Annotated in this window: 1 protein-coding gene; it reads left to right on the top strand. The window is 38.3% G+C overall.

Annotated elements, in window-relative coordinates:
• The first annotated feature begins 107 nt into the window (after positions 1-107).
• A complete protein-coding gene (locus H6A28_RS14740) occupies positions 108-1,013 on the top strand; it encodes an IS982 family transposase (protein WP_148330860.1) in 906 nt (301 codons plus the stop codon).
• The last annotated feature ends 21 nt before the right edge of the window (positions 1,014-1,034 follow it).

The raw sequence follows: 1,034 nt of genomic DNA, 5'->3' as shown, positions 1-1,034 counted from the left end.
ACGTGAGTTCGAAATAGTAATAAATATATTTCAGTGATAATTAGAAACATAGCGATAAAAGTATTAAATTTATAGTGCTGAATTATAAGATTTAAACGATTACCACTATGTTTCCAGAGTCTAAAGTTACAGAGATTTATTGTATGGCCGATGATTTTTGCAAGGAATTTACATTGCAACAGGAAAAATATATGATTGAGGATAAGAAAACCAGGCATCGTAACAAACCTAACCGTATGAATGATGCTGAGATTATGGTTATTCTAATCCTATTTCACTCCGGTGGTTTTCGCTGTTTCAAGCATTACTACAAGGAATATGTCTGTAAACATCTGAAACACCTTTTTCCGCGTCAGGTTTCTTATAACCGTTTTGTGGAGCTGGAGAAGGAAGTGCTGCTTCCCATGACCATCTTCATCAAGAAAGTTTTGCTGGGAACCTGTACCGGCATCAGTTTTGTCGACTCCACTCCTTTACGTGTCTGCCGTAACCAAAGAATCCTTATTCATAAGACATTTGAAGGACTTGCCGAGCGTGGAAAATGTTCTATGGGATGGTTCTTCGGATTCAAACTACATCTGATAATCAATGACAAAGGGGAAATTCTCAATTTTATGTTTACTCCTGGAAACGTGGATGACCGGGAGCCTTTGAAGCAGGGTAAGTTTCTGAAAAACATCAAAGGAAAACTATGTGCAGACAAAGGATATATTGGCCAAGCTCTGTTCGAGAACCTTTTCCTTGATGGCATTCAGCTTGTCACTAAAGTTAAAAACAATATGAAGAACTCGCTGATGAGCATTGCCGACAAGATTCTGCTCAGAAAAAGGGCCTTGATTGAGACGGTCAATGACGAGCTGAAGAACATTGCACAGATAGAACACTCCAGACATCGTTCGTTCAATAACTTTATAGCCAACTCTTTGTCGGCTATAGCAGCATATTGCTTTTTTGAAAAGAAGCCCGCCATTGATGTAAACTTTGTCAATGACGGACAACTGTCTATTTTCTAATTTTATATCGAACTCACGTTA

Source organism: Bacteroides mediterraneensis (assembly GCF_016900355.1).
Classification (GTDB): domain Bacteria; phylum Bacteroidota; class Bacteroidia; order Bacteroidales; family Bacteroidaceae; genus Phocaeicola.
Note: the sequence above shows the minus strand (reverse complement) of the source record. Positions and strands in the feature narration are given on the sequence as shown.